This window comes from Flavobacterium sp. (assembly GCF_032153895.1).
Taxonomy (GTDB): Bacteria; Bacteroidota; Bacteroidia; order Flavobacteriales; family Flavobacteriaceae; genus Flavobacterium.
In genome coordinates this window covers 1-21,278 of record NZ_JALDYN010000034.1, presented here as the reverse complement: position 1 = coordinate 21,278, position 21,278 = coordinate 1, and the positions used below count along the sequence as shown (strand labels likewise).

Genomic DNA, 21,278 nt, shown 5'->3' with positions numbered 1-21,278 from the left:
CCCCAACGCTCTTTTAAATTTGCCATTTTTCTGAAATATGCTCAAAAATACAAATTATGGTCGAGGTGCAAAACCTCCTAGGCGAATATTATTTTCAGTTTGAAAATATACCAGATAATTGTAGAGCATATAATTTACTTCATAGCCATAATTAACGCCATTCTGGTAGTCAATAGACATCATAAATAAGTTGGATTCTCTTTGGTTTCTAGGGCTGACAACTCTTTGGTTCCATTCAATGACCCAAGGTATGTTTCGGCCTTCAAGAAAACTTTGTGAATAGAATCCTCTAGGTCTTGCATTGGAATAGAGCCATGAATTGAATCTACCATCAATGATTATGATTTCATATTCAAGGGAATCGTTAGCAATTCTAATGGTATCTCCTGATTTACCTTGAACAGAATTATCCGAAACAGGTTTTGAAGCAGAATTACATCCGAAAAAAACTGAAATCGCGACTATGAAGAATGTACAAATCAAATTTTTCATCACATGAATTTTCTTATAAAGTTACTAAATATCAATTGATTGTGAAATTCCTTTAACAAAAAAAGCCAAACAATACTGTCTGGCTTTTCTATAGAATGTTGAAATATTATTTTCCGAAAAGTTTTCCAAGCAATCCGCCTAAAAGGCCTCCGCTTTTTCCTGACATAGCAGCAGTTGCATCTTTCATGTCTACTTTTCCGTCGTTGTTTTGATCTAAACCGAATTGACCGCCGTATTTGGTTACAGCGTCCATTAAACCACCAGAATTACTACCTCCGATTGATTTTACAATATCAGAAACATCAAAACCCGGTTGGTTCGGATCTTTCGCTTTTCCAATTAAAGAACCTAATATTTTTGGAATAATGCTCCCTGCAAGTCCCGAAGAAGCTTCGCTGCTCAAACCGTATTTCTGTCCTAAATTTCCGGAAAGTTGCTCCGTTAATTGTTTAACCACAGGATTTGACGAATCGATTGAACCGTTGTTCAGTAAACCGGCAATATCACTGAAGTTTCCATTAGCTACCATACCTTTTAATCCATTAAGAATTGAGTCGCTGGTTTCGTTCATTACGGCTTCATTGTGCTCGTTCGGAACATCTTGATTATTTACAATGGCATCACCGCCGTATTGTTTTACTAATTCTGTTATTTGATCTAACATTGCATTTAATTTTTAAGGTTGAATATCAAATTTAAGAAAAAAAGAATTACAAAAGTGTTATTCATTTTTTAATAAACTGATAATCTGCTCAGCAAGTTCTGTGCCAATTCGGTCCTGAGCTTCTAGAGTTGCAGCTCCAATATGAGGTGTCATCGAAATCTTAGGATTCATCAAAACCTGAATAGCCGGCGTTGGTTCTTCTTCAAAAACATCCAAACCTGCGAAAAGTACTTTTTCTTCGTCTAAAGCGTCTATTAAAGCTACTTCGTCAATTACACCGCCACGAGCACAGTTGATGATGCCGACGCCTTCTTTCATTAAATCAAATTCTTTTTTACCAATCAAATGATTACCTAAAAACGGTGTGTGAACAGTAATAAAATCAGCGTGTTTGAAGATGTCTTCAATCGGTTCGGTCTCAATATTTACGTTGATGAACTGACCGTTGTAAAAATCGACCTTGATGGTGGCTTCATCCACATGTTTATCCGAAGCAATAACTTTCATTCCCAAGCCTAGCGCCATTCGGGCAACTTCACGACCAATTCTTCCAAAACCGATGATTCCAATGGTTTTTCCGCGTAACTCAATTCCGTCAGAATACGCTTTTTTCAAACTGTTGAATTGCGAATCGCCATCCAAAGGCATATTTCGGTTAGCATCGTGTAAAAATCGCGCTCCGGAAAACAAGTGGGCAAAAACCAATTCCGCCACAGATTCTGAAGAAGCAGCCGGTGTGTTGATAACGTGGATTCCTTTTTCTACAGCATAATCCACATCAATATTATCCATACCAACACCGCCGCGACCAATGATTTTGATGGATGGACAACTGTCAATAATATCTTTACGGACTTTTGTAGCACTGCGCACCAATATTACATCGATGCTGTTGTTATTGATGTAGTTAGCTACTTGTTCCTGAGCTACTTTTGTGGTGATTACTTCAAATCCGGCTTTTTCCAAGGTTTGAATTCCGCTTGGTGATAAACCGTCGTTGGCTAATATTTTCATTTTATGATAAGTCTTTTAAATCTTGTTTTCTAAATCTTTCATGACGTTCACTAAAACCTGAACGCTTTCAATTGGTAAGGCATTGTACATCGAGGCACGATAACCACCTACCGAGCGATGGCCGTTAATACCTGAAACTCCAGCTGCTTTCCACATTGAATCGAATCGTACTTTATGATTTTCGTCTTTTAGTAAAAAAGTTACGTTCATTAACGAACGGTCTTCTTTTACGGTTGTTCCGATGAACAAAGGATTTCGGTCGATTTCGTCGTATAGCAATTTGGCTTTGGCTTCGTTTTGTTTTTCGATAGCGGCAATTCCACCTAAATTTTTCAACCATTGCATCGTTAAAAGTGACGTGTAAACCGCGAAAACTGGCGGTGTGTTATACATGCTTTCTTTTTCAATATGCTGCTGATAGCTCATAATGTTTGGAATGGTTCTTTCGGTTTTTCCTAAAAGTTCTTCTTTTACTACGATTAATGTAACTCCGGCTGGTCCCATGTTTTTCTGAGCTCCGGCGTAAATCAAATCGAATTTTGAAAAGTCTAAGGTTCTTGAGAAAATATCCGAGCTCATATCGCAAACCATTGGTACATTCGTTTCCGGAAAACTTTTCATTTGTGTTCCGAAGATGGTATTATTGCTCGTACAGTGAAAATAATCGGCATCATTCGGAATAACGAATTCTTTCGGAATATGATTGTAATTTTCAGGTTTTGACGATGCTACGACTACGGTTTCACCAAAAGCTTTCGCTTCTTTGATGGCTCCACTTGCCCAGGTTCCGGTGTCTAAATAAGCGGCTTTTCCGTTCTCTCTCATCAAGTTGTACGGAATGCGTAAAAACTCCATACTCGCGCCGCCTTGTAAAAATAAGACTTGGTATCCTTTTCCGGTTAATCCTAAAAGTTCTAAGGCTAAAGCGCGGGCTTCTTCCATTACAGCCACAAAGGCTTTGTCACGGTGGGAAATTTCTAAAATTGACAATCCCATTCCGTTGAAATCTAAAACAGCCTGAGCCGCTTTCTCAAAAACTTCCTGAGGTAAAATACACGGTCCGGCGCTGAAATTATGTTTTTTCATTGTAATACTTAATCTTTAAAAACCTGAATTACGACTTCTTTCTCTACTAAATCGGTAAATTTACCATTATATCGCGTAGCTTTTACCAAATGATTGTCAATCCAGTGATAATTTCCGCCACGAGGTTTGCCTAATAAAATGCTGTGGTATTTAAAACCATGTTTATCAAGCCATTGTGTTGTAACTTCGCGATGTTCTTCGGTTCGGGAAGTGAAAAAGCAAATCTGATGTCCTTCGTCATACCATTTATTGATGGTTTCCAAAGCATCGGGAAAAGGCTCGCAGGTAGCCATTCGCTCGGGTTGTTCGTTGGGAACATCTTCGGTGATGGTACCGTCGATGTCGATGAGGTAGTTCTTAACGCCGTCCTGTAAAACCGGACTGACATTGTTTTTGTGTTCTAGTTGCATTAGGTTGTGTGTTTAATGCACGCAAAATTGACCCATCGGCTATTAAAAAATAATAGAAATTATTTGAATACTTACTTTTTTGCACTTATTATCTTGTTTTAATTGAAAAATGTAAGGCATTGGGAGTCGGAAGTAATAAGGAATTAGATATGATAATATTATTCCTGAATAGTAAAAGAATGTCAGAATAATTATCTTTTTTTATCTTTGTATATATAGATAGTTTAGGGCATCTATTCAAAATGATGGATTTAATTTTAAGAAATAGTAATTATTTAAAGCTAAATAAAATTTTAGTGTCATTTTTCTTGATTTGCATTTCTTTACAATTAAGAGGGCAAGAATTTGAATGGGTTTATAATACAAGAGGTACTAATCAAAATAGCTATTCATCAAATTCACATGTTAATCAAGTAATAACAAATGGTAATAATGACATTTATATAGCAGGAAATTTTTGGGGTGTTGTAGATTTTGGAGATGGTGAAGAAGGATTTGTTCGTAATGGAGATTATTCGTCACCTAATGGTTTTGTTGCAAAACTAGATCAAGACAAGAACGTTATATGGGTTAAAGATTTAAAATATGGTTCTTATTTAATTAGTTCAATACTTACAGATAACAATGGGAATATAATTGTTAGTGGTTCAGCAAGGCCTAATGGTACGTCCTTGTTTTTTAATTCAAACCCTGAAAATATTTCCCTACCTAATGTTCTTACGCCAACTCACGAGAATTTAAATACTAACAAGACATATGGTTTTATTTATATTTTGGATTCGGATGGGAATTATATAGATTCGAGATTATTCGAAGATAAGAGGCTAACTTACATGGTTAAAGACCAAACTAATACCATAGTTGTTGTTGGATATACTGTGAAATACAATGTTGATATTCCAAGTGAAGATCACCAAGAATGGGGATATGTAGCTAAATTAAATACCAACCTTACTACCATTTGGGAAAAAACATTTAATAATCAGGACGGTAATAGCAATAATGGTTTTACAAGTGCTTCTATTGATAGTCAGAATAATATTTACACTACAGGAAGCTATGCGAATAGTTTTGCGTTTGGAACTACTGTTTTACAAAATAACGGATTAAATCGTTTTGTCAGTAAGCTATCTCCAAATGGTGATGAAAATTATATTATTGATTTTCTTAATCATCCACTTTCACAAATAAGAGTAGACGAATCGGATAATGTCTATTTTTTTGCAAAATATTCAGGGTCATTTTCTGTATTGTTTAATAATGTTCTTGTTGAAAATCTTCCGGTTGTTCAACAAAATGAATTGGTTTTGTTTAAAATGAATACAGCCGGAAACCTTATATGGAATGTTCCGATATATGGTTCTGGTAATCAGGATGGAAATGTATTTGCTTTTAACAGTCTTGGAGAATTGATAGTGCCGGTAAGAGTAGGAATGGATACCGAATTCAATTACGCAAACCAAAATACAACTATCGCAACTTATAATTATGATACAGTCATACTCAAAATAAAAACTACCGGCGAATTAATTGATGCTAAAGGTATTTATCAGAACGTACCTCCAGATAAGGTTTTTACTAATACCATTCATACTGATATTAATGATAACATATTATTGGGAGGCTTTTTTACAAGAACAATCGACTTTGATCCGCATGCAACCAATGAGTATGTATTAACTCCAGAGTTGTTTTTTAATGAATATGTGGGTGAGTATCTTCCTGAACAAGCAGGTTTTGTTTTAAAATTGAAAAATTGCGCTTCAATTCCTTTTTTTGATGATACATTTGAAGTATGCTCCACTCAATATCCAAACCCAACAATAGCTGATATAAATCCAACCGGGCCAAATGTAAAATGGTATGTATCAATGGGATCAACAGTTCAATTAACGAATGATTTCCAGTTAACAAATGGGCTTACGCTGTATTATGAAAACAATGTTGAAAATTGTACCAATGTTGGAAGGTTTCCATTGCAGGTAAGTATTTTGCCTCCTTCGAGTCCACCCATAATTAGTGTTGTTCAACCGTGCTACTTTCAAGGAATGAGGCTGTCTGATTTGGATATTCAAGGACAAAATCTAACATTCTATTTAGAGCCTGTCGGAGGAGAAAGTGTTGGAAGTGATTGGGTAATTAATCCGAATAGTACGTATTACGTTTCGCAAAATAATAGTAACTGCGAGAGTAATCGCGTGAGCATTACTGTAAACCAAATGAGTTTGCTGACTAGTAATCACACGGCCTATATTTGTGATGCAGATAAAGACAATTATGAAATTGTAAATCTATCTGATTATGTTCAAAATTTTGTTGGTTTAGCTGTAAATGAATTTTCGTTTTCATATTTTGATTCTCACTCTGATGCGGTGGGAAATTTAAATCCTATTTCAAATTTTTCTGCTTATCAAGCGACAAATCAAACAGTTTATACCGGTATTTATTCAAGTTCTGGTGGCTGTTTCAAAATTGTAGAGCTAAACTTAAATATGGTTCATCCTCCTGAAATCACAAAGGTGACAGTTGATGATTTAACAAACAATAATAGCATTACCATTTTGCCCTATGATGATAATTATAGTTATTCATTGGATGGAATAAATTTTCAGGATAGTAATTACTTTGATAATTTGGTTAGTGGTGAATATTTTGTATTCGTGAGAAATAATCTAGCAGATTGTTTGGCAATTTCTAATGAAATTTATGTGATGTCGTATCCAAACTTTTTCACACCAAACGGGGATGGGATTAATGATTTTTGGAAGGTGAAATATGCGCAGTTTCAGTTTTTTACAGACGTGGAAATTTACGATCGGTATGGTAAATTTATAACTGTTTTTAATGAGAAAAGTGAGGGTTGGGATGGCAAATACAATGAACAAGAAATGCCTTCAACAGATTATTGGTTTAAAATAATTCGAACTACGGATAAAAAAATGATATATCACGGTCATTTTTCGTTGTTTAGATAATTCATTAAATGAATCTATATTGAAAGCGCGAACTTAACCGTATCTACATTATCAGCATAATCCCATAACTTTGGTTTTTGCGTTTGTCCGAATGGAATGCTGTTTTCTATTAAATTGTCGGATACAATACACTGAATCATTTCTGAATCATTTTTCAAACGAGTTTTTACCGATTCAATATCATCATAGAACTCATAAAACACAGAGGAAATAGGCGAAGCATAGCTTGAATCTTCCTTCAAAGTCAAAAATTCATTATCCAATAAAGGGAAAAGGCTCATCAGAAAAACCGCTTTGTTGTAATCGTAATTGTTAGCGTATTTTTCATAATGGATGATGTCGCCGTACAAGAAAATGGCTTCAAAAAAAGCCTTGAAATCATAACCTTTTGGCACAAAAATTTTGGAAACATTGCGACAACCTAATCCGAAGTAACGGAAAATATCTTCACCTAAACGAGTTAAATCTTCTTTGGTTTCTTTACCGTTCAATACAGCGACAGAGTTTCTGTTTTTACGGATGATACTCGGCTTGTCTTTAAAATAGTATTCGAAATAACGGGCGGTGTTGTTGCTTCCGGTTGCGATTACGGCATCGAAACTTTCCAGTTTTCCTTCCACGAAATTGATTTTGGTTTCTAATTCCGGCTGAACAGCAATCAGATATTTTGCTAAAAATGGTAACAATTTTTGATCGTTAGACGACATTTTAACCATCACCTTATGTCCTGAAACCAAAACGGAAAGAAAGTCATGAAACCCAACCAACGGAATGTTTCCGGCCAAAATTAATCCAACGGTTTTCGGCTGAACCTTCGAGAAATCGTATTTGGACAACCATTCGTTTAAATTCTTTTCGGTTAAAGCTTCCGCCCACGATTGGATTGAAAAATAAACCTGTTCTGGCGTAAACCAGCCATTGTGGGATTGCGAAAGTGCAATTAAAGCAATGAAATCTTCATAAAAGGCATCGTTGAATTTTACTTCAGGATTTTTAATGTTTTCTTTCTCAGAGAATTGACTTAAAAACTGGCCTAAATCAGTAAAAGCTCCTATAATTTCCTTTTGTGACATTTCTTACTTGTTTATGTAGGGTTTACATTGTAATTTTGCACAAATTTACAGTTAAAAATTAATATAAGCTATGGCAATCATTATAACTGACGAATGTATCAACTGCGGCGCATGTGAGCCGGAGTGTCCTAATACAGCAATATATGAAGGTGCAGACGATTGGCGTTGGAAAGACGGAACCCGTTTAAGCGGAAAAATCGTTCTACCTGATGGAACCGAAGTCGACTCTGATGCAGCCCAAACTCCAATTTCTGACGATATTTATTACATCGTGCCAGGGAAATGTACGGAGTGTAAAGGATTTCACGAAGAGCCACAATGTGCGGCCGTTTGTCCGGTAGATTGTTGTGTTCCGGATGACAATCATGTAGAAGATGAAGAAACGTTGTTAAACAGGCAGTCGTTTTTGCATAACGAATAAATTAGAACCTCGGCTTTTGCTGAGGTTTTTTGATTGGTATGGGAAGAATATTTTTAGGTTTACTGACAGTGTTATTGCTTTTGAATTTTGGTTACAAAGCGGTGCTTTATTTTTCTTCGGAGAAGGCTGAAGGAACCGTCGTAGGTTTTGAATATTTCAGTAGAGAAGTGGAGACCAAAGATAAATCCGGAAATGATGCGGTGTACTTCATTCAGTATGAAGCTCCGATTGTACGATTTAAATTGGAAAGTGAAACGGTTTCGGTAACCACGGAAGCTTGGAGCAATGAATACGCGTCATTAGAAAAGGGCGATAAGGTTACCGTATTTTGGAATACAGGAAGGGAAAATTTTAAACTCAACAGCTTTTTTCTTTTTTGGATAAGCGTTTGGGATGCCTTTTACGGAATATTACTCTTAATCTTTGGAAGTATTGTTTTGGGAATTGTATTGCCTGAACGAGAACCAAAAATAAGAACATGGAAATAAAAAAAAGCTGCCGGTTGGCAGCTTTTTTTACTCTTTAACTAACTCAAATTTTTCCAATACCATTTTATCGTTTCGGTCGTCATAGGTTTCCAGAACCAGGTTTCCGTCTTTATCAAAATAACCTACAGATACTTTGTTTCTGTTAATGTATAAATAGGTGTCATTGGAAGTTTTTCTTAACAATGCCGTACGTTTGCTGTTTGGCTGGGTCATTGTGTATCCGGTTTTATCGGTTGCGATTTGATACTTTTGTCCGTTCAATAAATAATAAGCCGAACGGTCCACATCTACAGTGCGCGTTACACCATCAACAGTAACTTCAGTAGTTGAAGTAACGTTTACCGGAGTGTCTTTCATCTCTTTGTTTAAGGTTTTAGATTCGGCATCTTTTAACTCGATATTCTGTACCTCGTTGGTTTTCTCTTTTTTTACAATAGTTCTTTCTCCATCGGAATCTTTAATGGTTGTAACTGTCGTTTTTACCTCTTGTTGAACATTTTTGTTCTGTGCTACTAGGTTTACAGATACGAATAATGCTATTACTGATAAGATTGTCGTTTTCATAATGTAACTGTTTTATGATTAGTATGTTACAAATTTACGTTAGCCATTAGATAGGTTTGTTATATAATTTCTGTAAATGCTTATATTTTTATCATTTTGTTGGATTTCGATTGTATAAATCAGGGTTTAAAATCAGTTTCATACTTGGGAAGAATAACGTATATTTGCACACTTTTAAAACAAGACATATAATCTGTTAACGATAATGTTAGCTGTAAACGCATACTAAAATGAAAGCAGGAATTGTAGGATTGCCTAATGTTGGAAAATCAACGTTGTTTAACTGTTTGTCGAACGCCAAGGCGCAGAGTGCGAACTTTCCGTTTTGTACGATTGAACCGAATATTGGTGTAGTAAACGTACCCGATCCGCGTATCAACCGTTTAGAAGAATTGGTAAAACCGGAGCGTGTTCAAATGGCAACTGTAGATATCGTAGATATTGCTGGTTTGGTTAAAGGAGCCAGCAAAGGAGAAGGATTAGGAAACCAATTCTTAGGAAACATCCGTGAGTGTAATGCGATTATTCACGTATTGCGTTGTTTTGATAACGATAACATTGTGCACGTTGATGGTAATGTAAACCCAATCCGTGACAAAGAAACTATCGATATCGAATTGCAGTTAAAAGACCTAGAAACTGTTGAAAAACGTTTAGAGAAAGCCAATAAAGCAGCGAAAGTGGGTAACAAAGAAGCTCTAGCAGAACAAGCTTTGCTTAATCGTATCAAGGAAACGTTGTTGAATGCAAAATCGGCTCGTACTGTTGTGCCTCAAAATCAGGATGAAGAGGAATTGCTGCATGCTTTTCAGCTAATTACTGCAAAACCGGTTCTATACGTATGTAATGTTGATGAAAGCGCTGCTGTAAACGGAAACAAGTACGTAGAGCAAGTACGCGAATTAGTAAAAGACGAAGATGCTGAGGTAATCATCCTTTCAGTAGGAGCAGAAGCCGATATCAACGAATTGGAAAGTTACGAAGAGCGTCAGATGTTCTTGCAAGACCTAGGTTTAACCGAGCCGGGTTCATCAGTGTTAATTCGTGCTGCTTATAAATTATTGAAATTACAAACCTATTTTACAGCGGGTGTGAAAGAAGTACGTGCTTGGACTATCAACATCGGAGATACAGCGCCAAAAGCAGCCGGAGTAATCCACACTGATTTTGAAAAAGGATTTATCCGTGCCGAAGTAATTGCTTTTGACGATTATTCCAACTTCGGTTCAGAAGCTAAAGTAAAAGAAGCCGGAAAACTAAGAGTAGAAGGAAAAGAATACATTGTAAAAGATGGTGATGTGATGCATTTCCGTTTCAATGTATAATTGAAAATATAAACGACTTAGAAAGCGAAGCAGTATTGTTTCGCTTTTTTTATTACTTTTAAAAGACTTAATCAGCAATCAGTATGAAAATAATCGCCTTCGGAGCCAGCCCTAGTAAAAATTCCATCAACAAGAAGTTAGCAACCTATGTGTCGACTTTATTTGAGCAGTATGAAACGGAAGTTTTAGACTTAAACGACTTTGCCCTGCCGCTTTTTAGTGTGGATTTGGAGAAAGAAGTTGGACAGCATCCATTAGCACAAGCTTTTTTAGACAAAATTGCCACTGCTGATTTGTTAGTGATTTCAATGGCTGAAAACAACGGCAATTATTCTGCGGCTTTTAAAAATACTTTTGATTGGGCTTCTCGCATCAATGTAAAAGTTTTTCAGGACAAACCGATGCTTCTTATGGCAACTTCACCCGGCGGACGAGGTGGAGCCAGTGTTTTAGAAATCGCCAAGAATGCTTTTCCACGCTATGGAGCGAATGTTTTGGCTACGTTTTCACTCCCAAGTTTTAATACTAATTTTGATGTTGCGCAAATGAAAATCAGTGATGTGGTATTGGATAATCAGGTTAGGGACATTGTGAAGAATTTTAGTTTTTAATGCAGAAGATTAAAAATCTGGTTTAATAATTGCATAGGATTAAGAAACCAAACGATTATGAAAACCCTAAAGAAAACCTTCAAAATTATATTATTCACGCTTCTTTCCATCCTCGGATTTACAATAATTTACGTACTTGCCGTATTAGGGATTTCAAAAATATCTGTTAATGAGGATGTTGTAAACCCAAAAGAAGGAATCGAAATCTATTTGTTATCCAACGGAGTACATACCGATATTGTCGTTCCGGTAAAAAACGATATAAAAAATTGGTCGGAAACGGTACAGTTTCAACATACGAAAGGTCAAGATACAACGGCCAACTATTTAGCTTTTGGTTGGGGCGACAAAGGGTTTTATTTAAATACACCAACTTGGGCAGATTTGAAATTTTCGACAGCGTTTAAAGCGGCTTCCGGATTGAGTACTTCGGCGATGCATTGTACCTTTTACAAACGAATGAAAGAAGGTGAATTGTGCAAAAAAATGACAATTTCTGATATTGAATACAGGCAACTAGTATCTTTTATAGAAAACTCTTTTCAGACCTCAAACGATTCAATTCAAAAAATCGAAACCGATGCCGTTTACGGAAAAACTGATGTTTTTTACGAAGCAAAGGGAAGTTACAATTTGTTCTACACCTGTAACACTTGGACCAATAGCGCTTTAAAAACTGCCAATCAGAAAGCCGCTTTATGGACAGTTTATGATAAAGGGATTTTGTGTCATTATGAGTAGTAGGCAGTGTTGAGTATTCAGATAAATATCAAATTCTATTTTCTGCTTACTGAACACTGAATACTCATCCTTTGATTGTCAATAACTTTGCTTAAAACTGCTTTTATTTCAGGTTGATTTCGCTTATTTTAGCAGAAATTCCAAAAATTTTCTATGCTAGAGCAAAATCAGTACACCGAAGACAACATACGCTCTCTCGACTGGCAGGAACATATTCGCATCCGTCCGGGAATGTATATCGGGAAGTTAGGCGACGGTTCTACGCCTGATGACGGTATCTATATCTTACTCAAGGAAGTACTCGATAACTGTATCGACGAGTTTGCCATGGGAGCCGGAAAAACCATCGAGGTAACCATTAAAGACCGCTTGGTAACTGTTCGCGATTACGGTCGTGGTATTCCGTTGGGAAAAGTGGTGGATGTAGTTTCGAAGATGAATACCGGGGGAAAGTACGACTCGAAAGCATTTAAAAAATCGATTGGATTGAACGGAGTGGGAACCAAGGCCGTGAATGCTTTGTCTTCGTTTTTCCGTGTGGAATCGGTTCGGGATAATTTTCAGAAAGCGGCGGAATTTTCGGCTGGTCTTTTAACGATTGAAGAAGATCAGATGGAAACCACCAAACGACGCGGTACGAAAGTTTCGTTTGTGGCCGATGATACGATCTTTAAAAACTACAAATACCGCAACGAGTACGTAGAGAAAATGCTCAAAAACTACACGTACCTAAATCGCGGTTTGACTTTATATTACAACGGTGACAAGTATTTTTCCGAATACGGTTTAAAAGATTTACTCGATGAAACCATTTTGGAAGAAGACAGAGTGTATCCGATTATCCATTTGGAAGGAGACGATATCGAAATAGCTTTAACGCACAGTAAATCACAATATTCTGAAGAATATTATTCGTTCGTAAACGGACAGAATACTACGCAAGGAGGAACACATTTGGGCGCTTTTCGTGAAGGCGTAGTTCGTACCTTGAAAGAGTTTTACAATAAGAATTTTGAAGCGTCCGATATCCGTAAATCCATCGTAGCAGCCATCGCGATTAAGGTGGAAGAGCCGGTATTTGAATCGCAGACCAAAACCAAATTAGGTTCAACCGAAATGGGACCGAAAGGACCATCTGTTCGTACGTTTGTAAATGATTTCATCAAGAATAAGTTAGATAACTTCTTACATAAAAATCCGGAAGTAGCTGATATGTTACTTCGCAAGATTTTGCAAGCCGAACGCGAGCGTAAAGAACTTTCAGGCATCCGAAAATTAGCCAAAGAGCGCGCTAAAAAAGCGAGTTTGCATAATAAAAAATTACGCGATTGTCGTGTCCATTTAACCGATGTGAAAAACCCAAGATACCTAGAAAGTACTTTGTTTATCACTGAGGGAGATTCCGCATCGGGTTCGATTACCAAATCGCGTGATGTGAATACGCAGGCGGTTTTCAGTTTGCGCGGTAAACCGTTGAATTCGTACGGAATGAGCAAGAAAATTGTTTATGAAAACGAAGAATTCAACTTACTGCAGGCGGCTTTAGATATCGAAGAAGATTACGAAAACCTGCGTTACAACAACATCGTTATCGCTACTGATGCCGACGTTGACGGTATGCACATTCGTTTGCTGTTGATTACATTTTTCCTGCAGTTTTTTCCGGAATTGATTAAAGAAGGTCATTTGTACATCCTGCAAACGCCGTTATTCCGAGTACGAAACAAAAAAGAAACGATTTATTGTTACAGCGACCAAGAGCGCGTAGATGCAATTGAAAAACTAAAACCGAAACCGGAAATCACCCGATTCAAAGGATTGGGAGAAATTTCACCGGACGAGTTCAAACATTTCATCGGACAGGACATTCGTTTAGATCCCGTGATGTTAGATCGAGCCATGTCGATTGAAAAGTTGTTAGAATTCTACATGGGAAAAAACACCCCAGACCGTCAGGATTTTATCATCAACAACCTGAAAGTGGAGCTGGACACGGCTGAAGAATTATTAGGTTCAAATTAACTGTCAACGTAAAACTGACAACTTAAAAAATGAGCGAAGAAAATCAAAATATAAACCCCGACGAAAGTCAGGACTTTACTCCCGAAAGCCAGGAGCATTTGGATCATTCCGATTCGATTACCAAAGTAACCGGAATGTACAAAGACTGGTTTCTGGATTATGCCTCGTATGTAATCTTAGAGCGTGCGGTTCCGGCGATTGAAGACGGTTTTAAACCGGTACAGCGTCGTATCATGCACTCGATGAAAGAGTTGGATGACGGACGTTACAACAAAGTGGCGAATATCATCGGGCACACCATGCAGTATCACCCACACGGAGATGCGAGTATTGGCGATGCGATGGTGAACATCGGGCAAAAAGAATTATTGATTGACTGCCAGGGAAACTGGGGAAATATCCTAACAGGCGATGGAGCAGCAGCACCGCGTTATATTGAGGCACGTTTGAGCAAATTTGCTAACGATGTTTTGTTCTCTCCAAAAGTTACCGAATGGCAATTAAGCTACGACGGCCGTAAAAACGAACCGATTCATTTACCGGTAAAATTCCCATTGTTGTTAGCGCAAGGTGGGGAAGGGATTGCCGTTGGTTTATCGACTAAATTATTGCCGCACAACTTTAACGAATTAATCGATGCTTCGATAAAAATATTAAAAGGAAAGCCGTTCACGATTTTTCCTGATTTCCCAACAGCCGGTATCGCTGACGTTTCCAACTACAACGATGGTATGCGCGGCGGACGTGTGCGTGTACGCGCGAAAATTGCCCCGTTGGATAAAAATACTTTGGTGATTTCCCAAATTCCGTTTTCTACTGATACTACGAAATTGATTGATAGTATTCTGAAAGCCAACGAGAAAGGGAAAATCAAAATCAAGAAAATTGAAGACAATACAGCCGCTGAAGTTGAGATTTTAATCCATTTACAACCAGGAACTTCGCCGGACAAAATGATTGATGCGCTGTATGCGTTCACCGATTGTGAGTCGTCGTTGGCACCTTTAGGCTGTGTGATTGAAAATTGCAACAGACCTTTGTTTATTGGCGTTTCGGACATTTTGAAAATATCAACGAACCGAACAGTAAACATTTTAAAACGTGAGCTGGAAATTCAGTTGGACGAGTTGGAAACCAAATGGCATTTCTCGAATCTGGAGAAGATTTTCATCCGTGAGGAAATGTACATCGACTTTAAATTGTATTCCGACAGAGAATCGTTATACACTTATTTGTACGACCGTTTCGAGCCTTTCAAAAAGATTCTGATTCGTGAGATTGTCGATGAAGATTTGCAGAAACTGACGCAGATTCCAATGATTCGTATTACGCGTTTCGACTCGGATAAAGCTGATGAAGCGATTGCGAAGTTGGAATCCGACATCGAACAGGTAAAACACTATTTGGATAACCTGATTGAGTACGCGATTGATTATTTCGCCAAGCTGAAAGAAAAGTACGGAAAAGGCCGTGAACGCTTAACCGAACTTAGAAATTTCGACACGATCGAAGCAACCAAAGTTGTCTTAAGAAATACAAAATTATACGTAAATCGGGAAGAAGGTTTTATTGGAACCAGTTTAAAGAAAGACGAATACGTTGCTGATTGTTCCGATATTGACGATGTAATTGTCTTTTTACGTGACGGTAAAATGGTGATTACCAAGGTGGATGATAAAAAATTCATTGGAAAAGATATCATACATGTGGCGGTATTCGACAAAAACGACAAGCGCACGATTTACAATATGATTTACCGCGACGGAAAAGCGGGAGCAGCGTTCATCAAGCGTTTCAATGTTTCCGGAGTTACCCGTGATAAAGAATACGATTTAACGCAGGAAAAAGCAGGTTCACAAGTATTGTATTTTTCAGCGAATCCTAACGGAGAAGCGGAAACCGTGACCATTTTATTGCGTCAGGTAGGAAGCGTGAAGAAATTGAAATGGGATGTTGATTTTGCTGAAATCATGATTAAAGGACGTGCTTCCAAAGGAAATACAGTTTCGAAATATCCGATTAAGAAAATCGAACTGAAAGAGAAAGGGATTTCGACCTTGCGTCCGCGTAAGATTTGGTTTGACGATACCGTTCAGCGTTTGAATGTGGATGGAAGAGGTGAGTTGTTGGGCGAATTCCGTCCAAACGACCGTTTGCTGATTATCAACCAATCCGGAAAACTGAAAACAATCATTCCGGAGCTGACTACGCATTTTGACGAAGATATGATTATCCTTGAAAAATGGCATCCGAAGAAACCGATTTCGGCGATTTATTTCGATGGAGAAAAAGAGCGTTATTTCATCAAACGTTTCTTGGTTGAAAACGAAAACAAAGAGGAAATCTTTATTTCGGAAAACGAAAAGTCACAGTTAGAAATCGTTTCCACCGATTGGCGTCCGGTTGCTGAGCTAATTTTTGCAAAAAGCAAAGGTGTTCAGAAAGAGAATCAAACCATCGATATGGAACAGTTCATTGCTGTAAAAGGAATCAAAGCGCTTGGGAATCAGTTAACAGCGGATAAATTGAAGCAAGTGAATTTATTAGAACCGTTACCATTTGAAGAACCGGTTGAAGTGATTCCGGAAGAAATCGAAGTCAACCAATCCGAAGACGAAGAAGGAACCGATTTAACCGATTACAACATTAGTTTGGATGATGACGGTCAAATTACTTTGACTTTAGAATAATGATACAGAAAGTAGCGGTTTAGCCGTTACTTTTTTGTTTTAAACAGCTACGAAGTATTCAGAAATGAAGATTTATATCAAAAATATGGTGTGCAGCCGCTGTAAAATGGTGGTTCAGTCTGAATTGGAGAAATTAGGTTTGCCAATTATCGATGTCGAATTAGGCGAAGTAACATTGCAAACTGAAATATCCGAAACTCAAAAAGAAGTATTGGCAAAGCACTTACTTCAGTTTGGTTTTGAACTAATTGACGATAAAAAAAGCCGAATTATAGAACAGGTTAAAACATTGATTATAAATCTGGTTCATCATGATGCAGAAGCCATGAAAATCAATTTGTCTGATTTTATTAGTTCAAAAATCGGATTGGATTATAATTATGTGAGTAATCTGTTTTCGGAAGTGGAAGGAACTACCATTGAAAAATACTTCATTGTACAACGCATCGAAAAAGTCAAAGAGCTTTTGATGTATGACGAGCTGAGTCTAAGTGAAATAGCTTACAAACTGAATTACAGCAGTGTGGCGTATTTGAGCAATCAGTTTAAGAAAGTTACCGGTTTTACACCAAGTTATTTCAAACAACTCAAAGAGAAAAAGCGAAAACAGATTGAAGATTTGTAAAAATTACAATTCTTAACAGAAATTCTACAAAACGATACTGGTATTTAGTTCGGAACTTTGTTAGTGTAATTAAACTAATAAAATCATGACACATACCTATCAAATAACAGGCATGACCTGTTCGAGTTGCGAGGCTAAAGTAAAATCTGCTTTATTTTCTGTTCCCGATGTGACGGATGTTGTAGTTTCCAAAGAAACAAATTCGGCACAAATTACTATGGATAAGCATATAGCGCTAACAACCTTGCAAAATGTTTTGTCAGCAACAGATAGTAAGTATTCAATTTCAGCTTTGGAGCATAATGAAACAGTTGAAATCACCAAGTCTTTTTTGGAAACCTATATACCTGTTTTACTGATTTTTGCCTTCATTACCGGAGTTACATTATTGATTCAATTACAGCAAAACCATTTTAATTTTGAAGTTTGGATGCGTCATTTTATGGCGGGATTCTTTTTAGTGTTTTCCTTTTTCAAATTGTTGAATCTGAAAGGTTTTGCTGAAAGCTACATGATGTACGATATTGTCGCCAAAAAGATTCCGGCTTGGGCTTATTTGTATGCTTTTGTGGAATTGTTTTTAGGAATAGCTTATCTGATAGATTTTAATCCGTTAGTTACAAATTCTGTTGCTTTTATAGTAATGACAGTAAGTATTATTGGTGTTTTACAGTCTGTACTGAATAAGAAACGAATTCAGTGTGCTTGTTTAGGAGCAGTTTTTAATTTGCCGATGAGTACCATCACCATTATTGAAGATGCGTTGATGATTTTGATGAGCAGCTACATGCTACTTCACTTACTTTAAAAAGAAAAGCTCCCAATTTGGGAGCTTTTTTTGTATTTATTAGTTGTTATAATCAGCGTCTTTTAACTTGTCATCTAAAATTTTATTGTTGTGTAATTGTACTGGTTTCTTAGCATTTTTCTTCATTTTCAGATTTAAGAATTCCACGAATAATGAGAAGAAAATAGCGAAGTACAAATAGCCTTTTGGTATGCTGTGAACTTCTGTTCCTCCGAAGAATTTCAATTCTGCCAAATGCGAACCTTCTGCTAACAACATCACACCAATTAGAATTAAGAACGATAATCCAAGAATTTGAATCGTTGGGTGCTCGTTAACGAATTTAGAAACCGGTCCGGCAAAAATCAACATGATGATGATTGAAATCACAATGGCGCCAACCATAATTTCCAATGCTCCGGCTGGTCCAAAACCAACTGGCGGTTCTGCAGCACTTACCAATCCAACCGCAGTTAAAATACTGTCAAAAGAGAAGACGATATTCAATAAAGCAATCTGAATAATCGCTCCTGATAATGAATTACTTGCTTTTCCTGCAGTGCCTTCTTCTTCACCTTCTAATTTATGGTGAATTTCCGATACAGATTTATATAGTAGGAACAATCCACCGGCAAAAACAATCAAACTCTGACCGGATATTCCACCTGAAACGAAGCCCCAATCGAAATCCATGAACGATTCTTTCAAACTCATTACCCACGTGATTCCAAACAAAAGTATCACTCGGAACAACATGGCCAATAAAAGTCCTATTCGTCTTGCTTTAGGCTGATCTTCGGCTTTTAATTTTCCAGAAACGATTGACAAGAAAACGATGTTGTCGATTCCCAAAATAATTTCTAAAAAGGTTAAGGTAAGTAATGCAATCCAAGCATCCGGGTTTAGTAAAGTTTCCATGTAATAGTTTAAGTTTTTATACTGCTGTTAAACGTAAGTTAATCAATTTTTGTTACAGAACCGCGTTGTTTTTTCGCATCGCCCACAAATCCGTATTCAAAAGTATAACCTTTCTCGTTGGTAGTCAGGATTTTCATGCTAATGGCTTTTTTTTCCAGCATGTTCTTCGGATGTAACTTTTGCAATACAAATTCACAATCGTTAATCCAACGAACGGATGCTGTATCGGTTTTTCCGTTGAAAGTTTCAATTTGAATATCTTTCTGACGGTCAAAAACTGATTTGGTTTCCTTACCGTTGATTTCCTGAACGAATTCAAACTTTCCGGTTTTGTAATCGGTACAATTGCGCTCCTGGTTGTAACAAGCGGTTAAAGTAAGGGCTAGTAAGGTTAGCGATAAAATTTTCATAAGATTACTGATTTCCGTCAAACATACTTTTCATAATGGTTTGAATTCCTTTGAACATCAAGAAGATAGAAAGCATACAAAAGATGATTCCCAATCCTAAAATTGGAATATAAAGCGGATGTTCCTGATTTTTGAAAGAACTGTGAATAACGCTCGGGCCCAGAAACAACAATGGAAGCGCCATCGCCATATATCGTATTCCTTTTACTAAAAGTTGTTTGTTGGTACTCATTTAAAATCGAATTTGAAGCCCGTAACCGTTTTGATTCGCAATTACGTTCATTTCAACATTGGTATTGTTTTGGAAACCTAAAGTGTTTTCTGCAGAACTGTTGTACACATCTATAGCTTTCTTGATTTTTTTGGTTCTTCCTGACAATACCGGAATTGATGTAATGATGGAAGCTCCACCAACATAAGTCATCACTGATGGATATTGTACGTCACTCACTAATCCTACAACCGCATCTCCGGCTACCATAGCAATTCCGAATCCTAATAGAAAACCACCAACACCTTCTTTGGTTTTTCCTTTTTTGAATAAGGTGCTTGCTTCGTAATTAGAACTTAAAAGTTTTTTAGTTTCGAAAGTAGACAACTGTTTGCCGTTGGAAAAGAATTTGCCTTTATCCATGGTGATTTTTTGGGAAAAAGCCGAAATGACAAACAAGAAAGCAAATAAGGTAAATAGTTTTTTCATGTATGGTTTGGTTTATAGGTTAGCATTATAAGAATCAACGGCTTTACGAACGCTGCCATGTTGTTCCAAAAGAGTTTTAGCTTCGTCATACGTTACAGGGATTTCACCCATAATCATGCGAACTCCGCGGTCGATTAATTTTACATTACTGAGTTGCATATCGACCATTTTATTGCCTTTTACACGACCAAGTTGAATCATGGTTGCGGTGGAAATCATGTTCAGCACTAACTTTTGAGCAGTTCCGGCTTTCATGCGCGAACTACCGGTTACGAATTCCGGGCCAACAACTACTTCAATTGGGAGTTTTGCGGTTAATGCTAAAGGACTTCCGGCATTACAAGTGATGCATCCCGTTGTGATATTATTTTCGTTGCATTTTTCCAAACCTCCAATTACATAAGGAGTTGTTCCTGAAGCTGCAATTCCGATTACCACATCATTTTCGTTGATATTCCATTCTGATAAATCTTTCCAGGCTTGGTCTTTGTCGTCTTCAGCGAATTCTACAGCTTTACGGATGGCAGTATCACCACCAGCAATCAATCCGATGACTAAATCAAACGGAACTCCAAAAGTTGGCGGACATTCCGAAGCATCAACAATACCTAATCTCCCAGAAGTTCCGGCTCCGATATAAAATAACCGACCGCCTTTTTTCATCTGTTCTACCACTTTGGCAACTAAAGTTTCAATTTGTGGCAGGGCTTTTTCAACCGCTAAAGGAACTGTTTTGTCTTCGTTGTTGATGTTGGTTAGCAAATCATGAACCGACATCTTTTCCAGATGCTCGTACTTTGAAGATTGCTCAGTAGTTTTGGTAAACGCCATAATTTATCTCAATACGTGATGTGCCAATACATTTTGAACATCATACACATTAACCGATTTGTTGAACTGTTTTACAATACTCGGATTAACTTCGCTGGAAACCCAGATTTTCAGTTCGGCTTCCAAGTCAAAAGTTCCGGCAGTTTCTACGCTAAAACGTGAAATGCTTTTGTAGGTAATGGATTTGTATTCTACTTTACTTCCGGTAATGCCTTGTTTTTCAATTAAAATAAGACGTTTGTTCGTGAAGATAAACGTATCGCGGATTAATTTGAAACCTAATTCGACTTCTTCACCCGAAATTAATAATTTACCGTAGTCTTTGATCAGGCTGTCTTTGTCTACAGCGCCTGCATTTCCCATTAAAGCAGAGAATAATCCCATGTGTTTTGAATTTGTTTAAAGATAGTTGTTTTACATAAAATACGCCA

At 37.2% G+C, this 21,278-nt stretch carries 23 protein-coding genes; 10 read left to right on the top strand and 13 right to left on the bottom strand.

Features of this window, described 5'->3' with window-relative positions; translation table 11 throughout:
* Positions 1 to 54: 54 nt before the first annotated feature.
* The 5 genes from RUH60_RS10125 to RUH60_RS10105 all read right to left on the bottom strand — a co-directional run bounded on the left by RUH60_RS10125 (position 55) and on the right by RUH60_RS10105 (position 3,666).
* A complete protein-coding gene (locus tag RUH60_RS10125; RefSeq protein ID WP_313807959.1) occupies positions 55 to 492 on the bottom strand; it encodes a DUF6146 family protein in 438 nt (145 codons plus the stop codon).
* A 106-nt stretch (positions 493 to 598) separates the two neighbouring features.
* Positions 599 to 1,156 (bottom strand): hypothetical protein, encoded by a 558-nt coding sequence (locus RUH60_RS10120; protein WP_313807957.1) that lies wholly within the window; start codon positions 1,154 to 1,156, stop codon positions 599 to 601.
* Positions 1,157 to 1,213: 57 nt separating this feature from the next.
* A complete protein-coding gene (locus RUH60_RS10115) occupies positions 1,214 to 2,170 on the bottom strand; it encodes a D-2-hydroxyacid dehydrogenase (protein ID WP_313807955.1) in 957 nt (318 codons plus the stop codon).
* 15 nt (positions 2,171 to 2,185) lie between these two features.
* On the bottom strand, positions 2,186 to 3,256 hold the full coding sequence (gene serC / locus RUH60_RS10110; RefSeq protein ID WP_313807953.1) for a 3-phosphoserine/phosphohydroxythreonine transaminase: 1,071 nt from the start codon (positions 3,254 to 3,256) through the stop codon (positions 2,186 to 2,188).
* Positions 3,257 to 3,264: 8 nt separating this feature from the next.
* Positions 3,265 to 3,666: an HAD family acid phosphatase gene (locus tag RUH60_RS10105; RefSeq protein WP_313807952.1), complete on the bottom strand. Its 402-nt coding sequence runs from the start codon at positions 3,664 to 3,666 to the stop codon at positions 3,265 to 3,267.
* 245 nt (positions 3,667 to 3,911) lie between these two features.
* Between RUH60_RS10105 and RUH60_RS10100 the strand changes: the two genes are divergently transcribed.
* A complete protein-coding gene (locus tag RUH60_RS10100) occupies positions 3,912 to 6,641 on the top strand; it encodes a T9SS type B sorting domain-containing protein (protein WP_313807950.1) in 2,730 nt (909 codons plus the stop codon).
* 14 nt (positions 6,642 to 6,655) lie between these two features.
* Here the strand turns inward: RUH60_RS10100 and RUH60_RS10095 are convergent, their stop codons facing one another.
* Positions 6,656 to 7,714: an acyl-CoA reductase gene (locus RUH60_RS10095; RefSeq protein ID WP_313807947.1), complete on the bottom strand. Its 1,059-nt coding sequence runs from the start codon at positions 7,712 to 7,714 to the stop codon at positions 6,656 to 6,658.
* Positions 7,715 to 7,784: 70 nt separating this feature from the next.
* On the opposite strand from RUH60_RS10095, the gene RUH60_RS10090 reads away from it, so the two are divergent.
* Entirely contained in the window at positions 7,785 to 8,135 is a 351-nt protein-coding gene (locus tag RUH60_RS10090) for a 4Fe-4S dicluster domain-containing protein (RefSeq protein WP_313807945.1), read from the top strand.
* 38 nt (positions 8,136 to 8,173) lie between these two features.
* Complete coding sequence (locus tag RUH60_RS10085) at positions 8,174 to 8,623, top strand: hypothetical protein (RefSeq protein WP_313807943.1); 450 nt, start codon at positions 8,174 to 8,176, stop codon at positions 8,621 to 8,623.
* Between the two features lie 27 nt (positions 8,624 to 8,650).
* Here RUH60_RS10085 and RUH60_RS10080 read toward each other — a convergent pair whose 3' ends face one another.
* A complete protein-coding gene (locus RUH60_RS10080) occupies positions 8,651 to 9,187 on the bottom strand; it encodes a hypothetical protein (protein ID WP_313807941.1) in 537 nt (178 codons plus the stop codon).
* A gap of 230 nt (positions 9,188 to 9,417) precedes the next feature.
* On the opposite strand from RUH60_RS10080, the gene ychF reads away from it, so the two are divergent.
* The 7 genes from ychF (at position 9,418) to RUH60_RS10045 (ending at position 18,009) form a co-directional block, all read left to right on the top strand.
* On the top strand, positions 9,418 to 10,512 hold the full coding sequence (gene ychF / locus RUH60_RS10075) for a redox-regulated ATPase YchF (protein WP_313807939.1): 1,095 nt from the start codon (positions 9,418 to 9,420) through the stop codon (positions 10,510 to 10,512).
* Between the two features lie 83 nt (positions 10,513 to 10,595).
* Positions 10,596 to 11,123, top strand: coding sequence for an NAD(P)H-dependent oxidoreductase (locus tag RUH60_RS10070; RefSeq protein ID WP_313807937.1), 528 nt, complete (start codon positions 10,596 to 10,598; stop codon positions 11,121 to 11,123).
* A 57-nt stretch (positions 11,124 to 11,180) separates the two neighbouring features.
* Complete coding sequence (locus RUH60_RS10065) at positions 11,181 to 11,864, top strand: TIGR02117 family protein (protein ID WP_313807935.1); 684 nt, start codon at positions 11,181 to 11,183, stop codon at positions 11,862 to 11,864.
* 153 nt (positions 11,865 to 12,017) lie between these two features.
* Positions 12,018 to 13,886 (top strand): DNA topoisomerase IV subunit B, encoded by a 1,869-nt coding sequence (locus RUH60_RS10060; RefSeq protein WP_313807933.1) that lies wholly within the window; start codon positions 12,018 to 12,020, stop codon positions 13,884 to 13,886.
* Positions 13,887 to 13,915: 29 nt separating this feature from the next.
* Entirely contained in the window at positions 13,916 to 16,576 is a 2,661-nt protein-coding gene (locus RUH60_RS10055) for a DNA gyrase/topoisomerase IV subunit A (protein ID WP_313807931.1), read from the top strand.
* A 64-nt stretch (positions 16,577 to 16,640) separates the two neighbouring features.
* Entirely contained in the window at positions 16,641 to 17,201 is a 561-nt protein-coding gene (locus tag RUH60_RS10050) for an AraC family transcriptional regulator (protein WP_313807929.1), read from the top strand.
* 85 nt (positions 17,202 to 17,286) lie between these two features.
* A complete protein-coding gene (locus tag RUH60_RS10045) occupies positions 17,287 to 18,009 on the top strand; it encodes a MauE/DoxX family redox-associated membrane protein (RefSeq protein ID WP_313807927.1) in 723 nt (240 codons plus the stop codon).
* A gap of 39 nt (positions 18,010 to 18,048) precedes the next feature.
* Here the strand turns inward: RUH60_RS10045 and RUH60_RS10040 are convergent, their stop codons facing one another.
* Genes RUH60_RS10040 through RUH60_RS10015 form a run of 6 tightly spaced genes read right to left on the bottom strand, consistent with a single transcriptional unit; the run spans position 18,049 to position 21,231 of the window.
* Positions 18,049 to 18,906 carry a TerC family protein gene (locus RUH60_RS10040; RefSeq protein WP_313807925.1) on the bottom strand — a complete coding sequence of 286 codons (858 nt, stop codon included), beginning with the start codon at positions 18,904 to 18,906 and terminating at the stop codon, positions 18,049 to 18,051.
* A 38-nt stretch (positions 18,907 to 18,944) separates the two neighbouring features.
* Positions 18,945 to 19,316, bottom strand: coding sequence for a DNA topoisomerase IV (locus RUH60_RS10035; RefSeq protein ID WP_313807923.1), 372 nt, complete (start codon positions 19,314 to 19,316; stop codon positions 18,945 to 18,947).
* 4 nt (positions 19,317 to 19,320) lie between these two features.
* On the bottom strand, positions 19,321 to 19,548 hold the full coding sequence (locus RUH60_RS10030; protein ID WP_313807921.1) for a DUF6095 family protein: 228 nt from the start codon (positions 19,546 to 19,548) through the stop codon (positions 19,321 to 19,323).
* Positions 19,549 to 20,016 carry a hypothetical protein gene (locus RUH60_RS10025; RefSeq protein ID WP_313807919.1) on the bottom strand — a complete coding sequence of 156 codons (468 nt, stop codon included), beginning with the start codon at positions 20,014 to 20,016 and terminating at the stop codon, positions 19,549 to 19,551.
* Between the two features lie 12 nt (positions 20,017 to 20,028).
* Positions 20,029 to 20,847, bottom strand: a complete 819-nt coding sequence (gene murQ / locus RUH60_RS10020) for an N-acetylmuramic acid 6-phosphate etherase (RefSeq protein ID WP_313807917.1) — start codon at positions 20,845 to 20,847, stop codon at positions 20,029 to 20,031.
* Positions 20,848 to 20,850: 3 nt separating this feature from the next.
* Positions 20,851 to 21,231 carry a PH domain-containing protein gene (locus tag RUH60_RS10015; RefSeq protein ID WP_313807915.1) on the bottom strand — a complete coding sequence of 127 codons (381 nt, stop codon included), beginning with the start codon at positions 21,229 to 21,231 and terminating at the stop codon, positions 20,851 to 20,853.
* Positions 21,232 to 21,278: the final 47 nt, after the last annotated feature.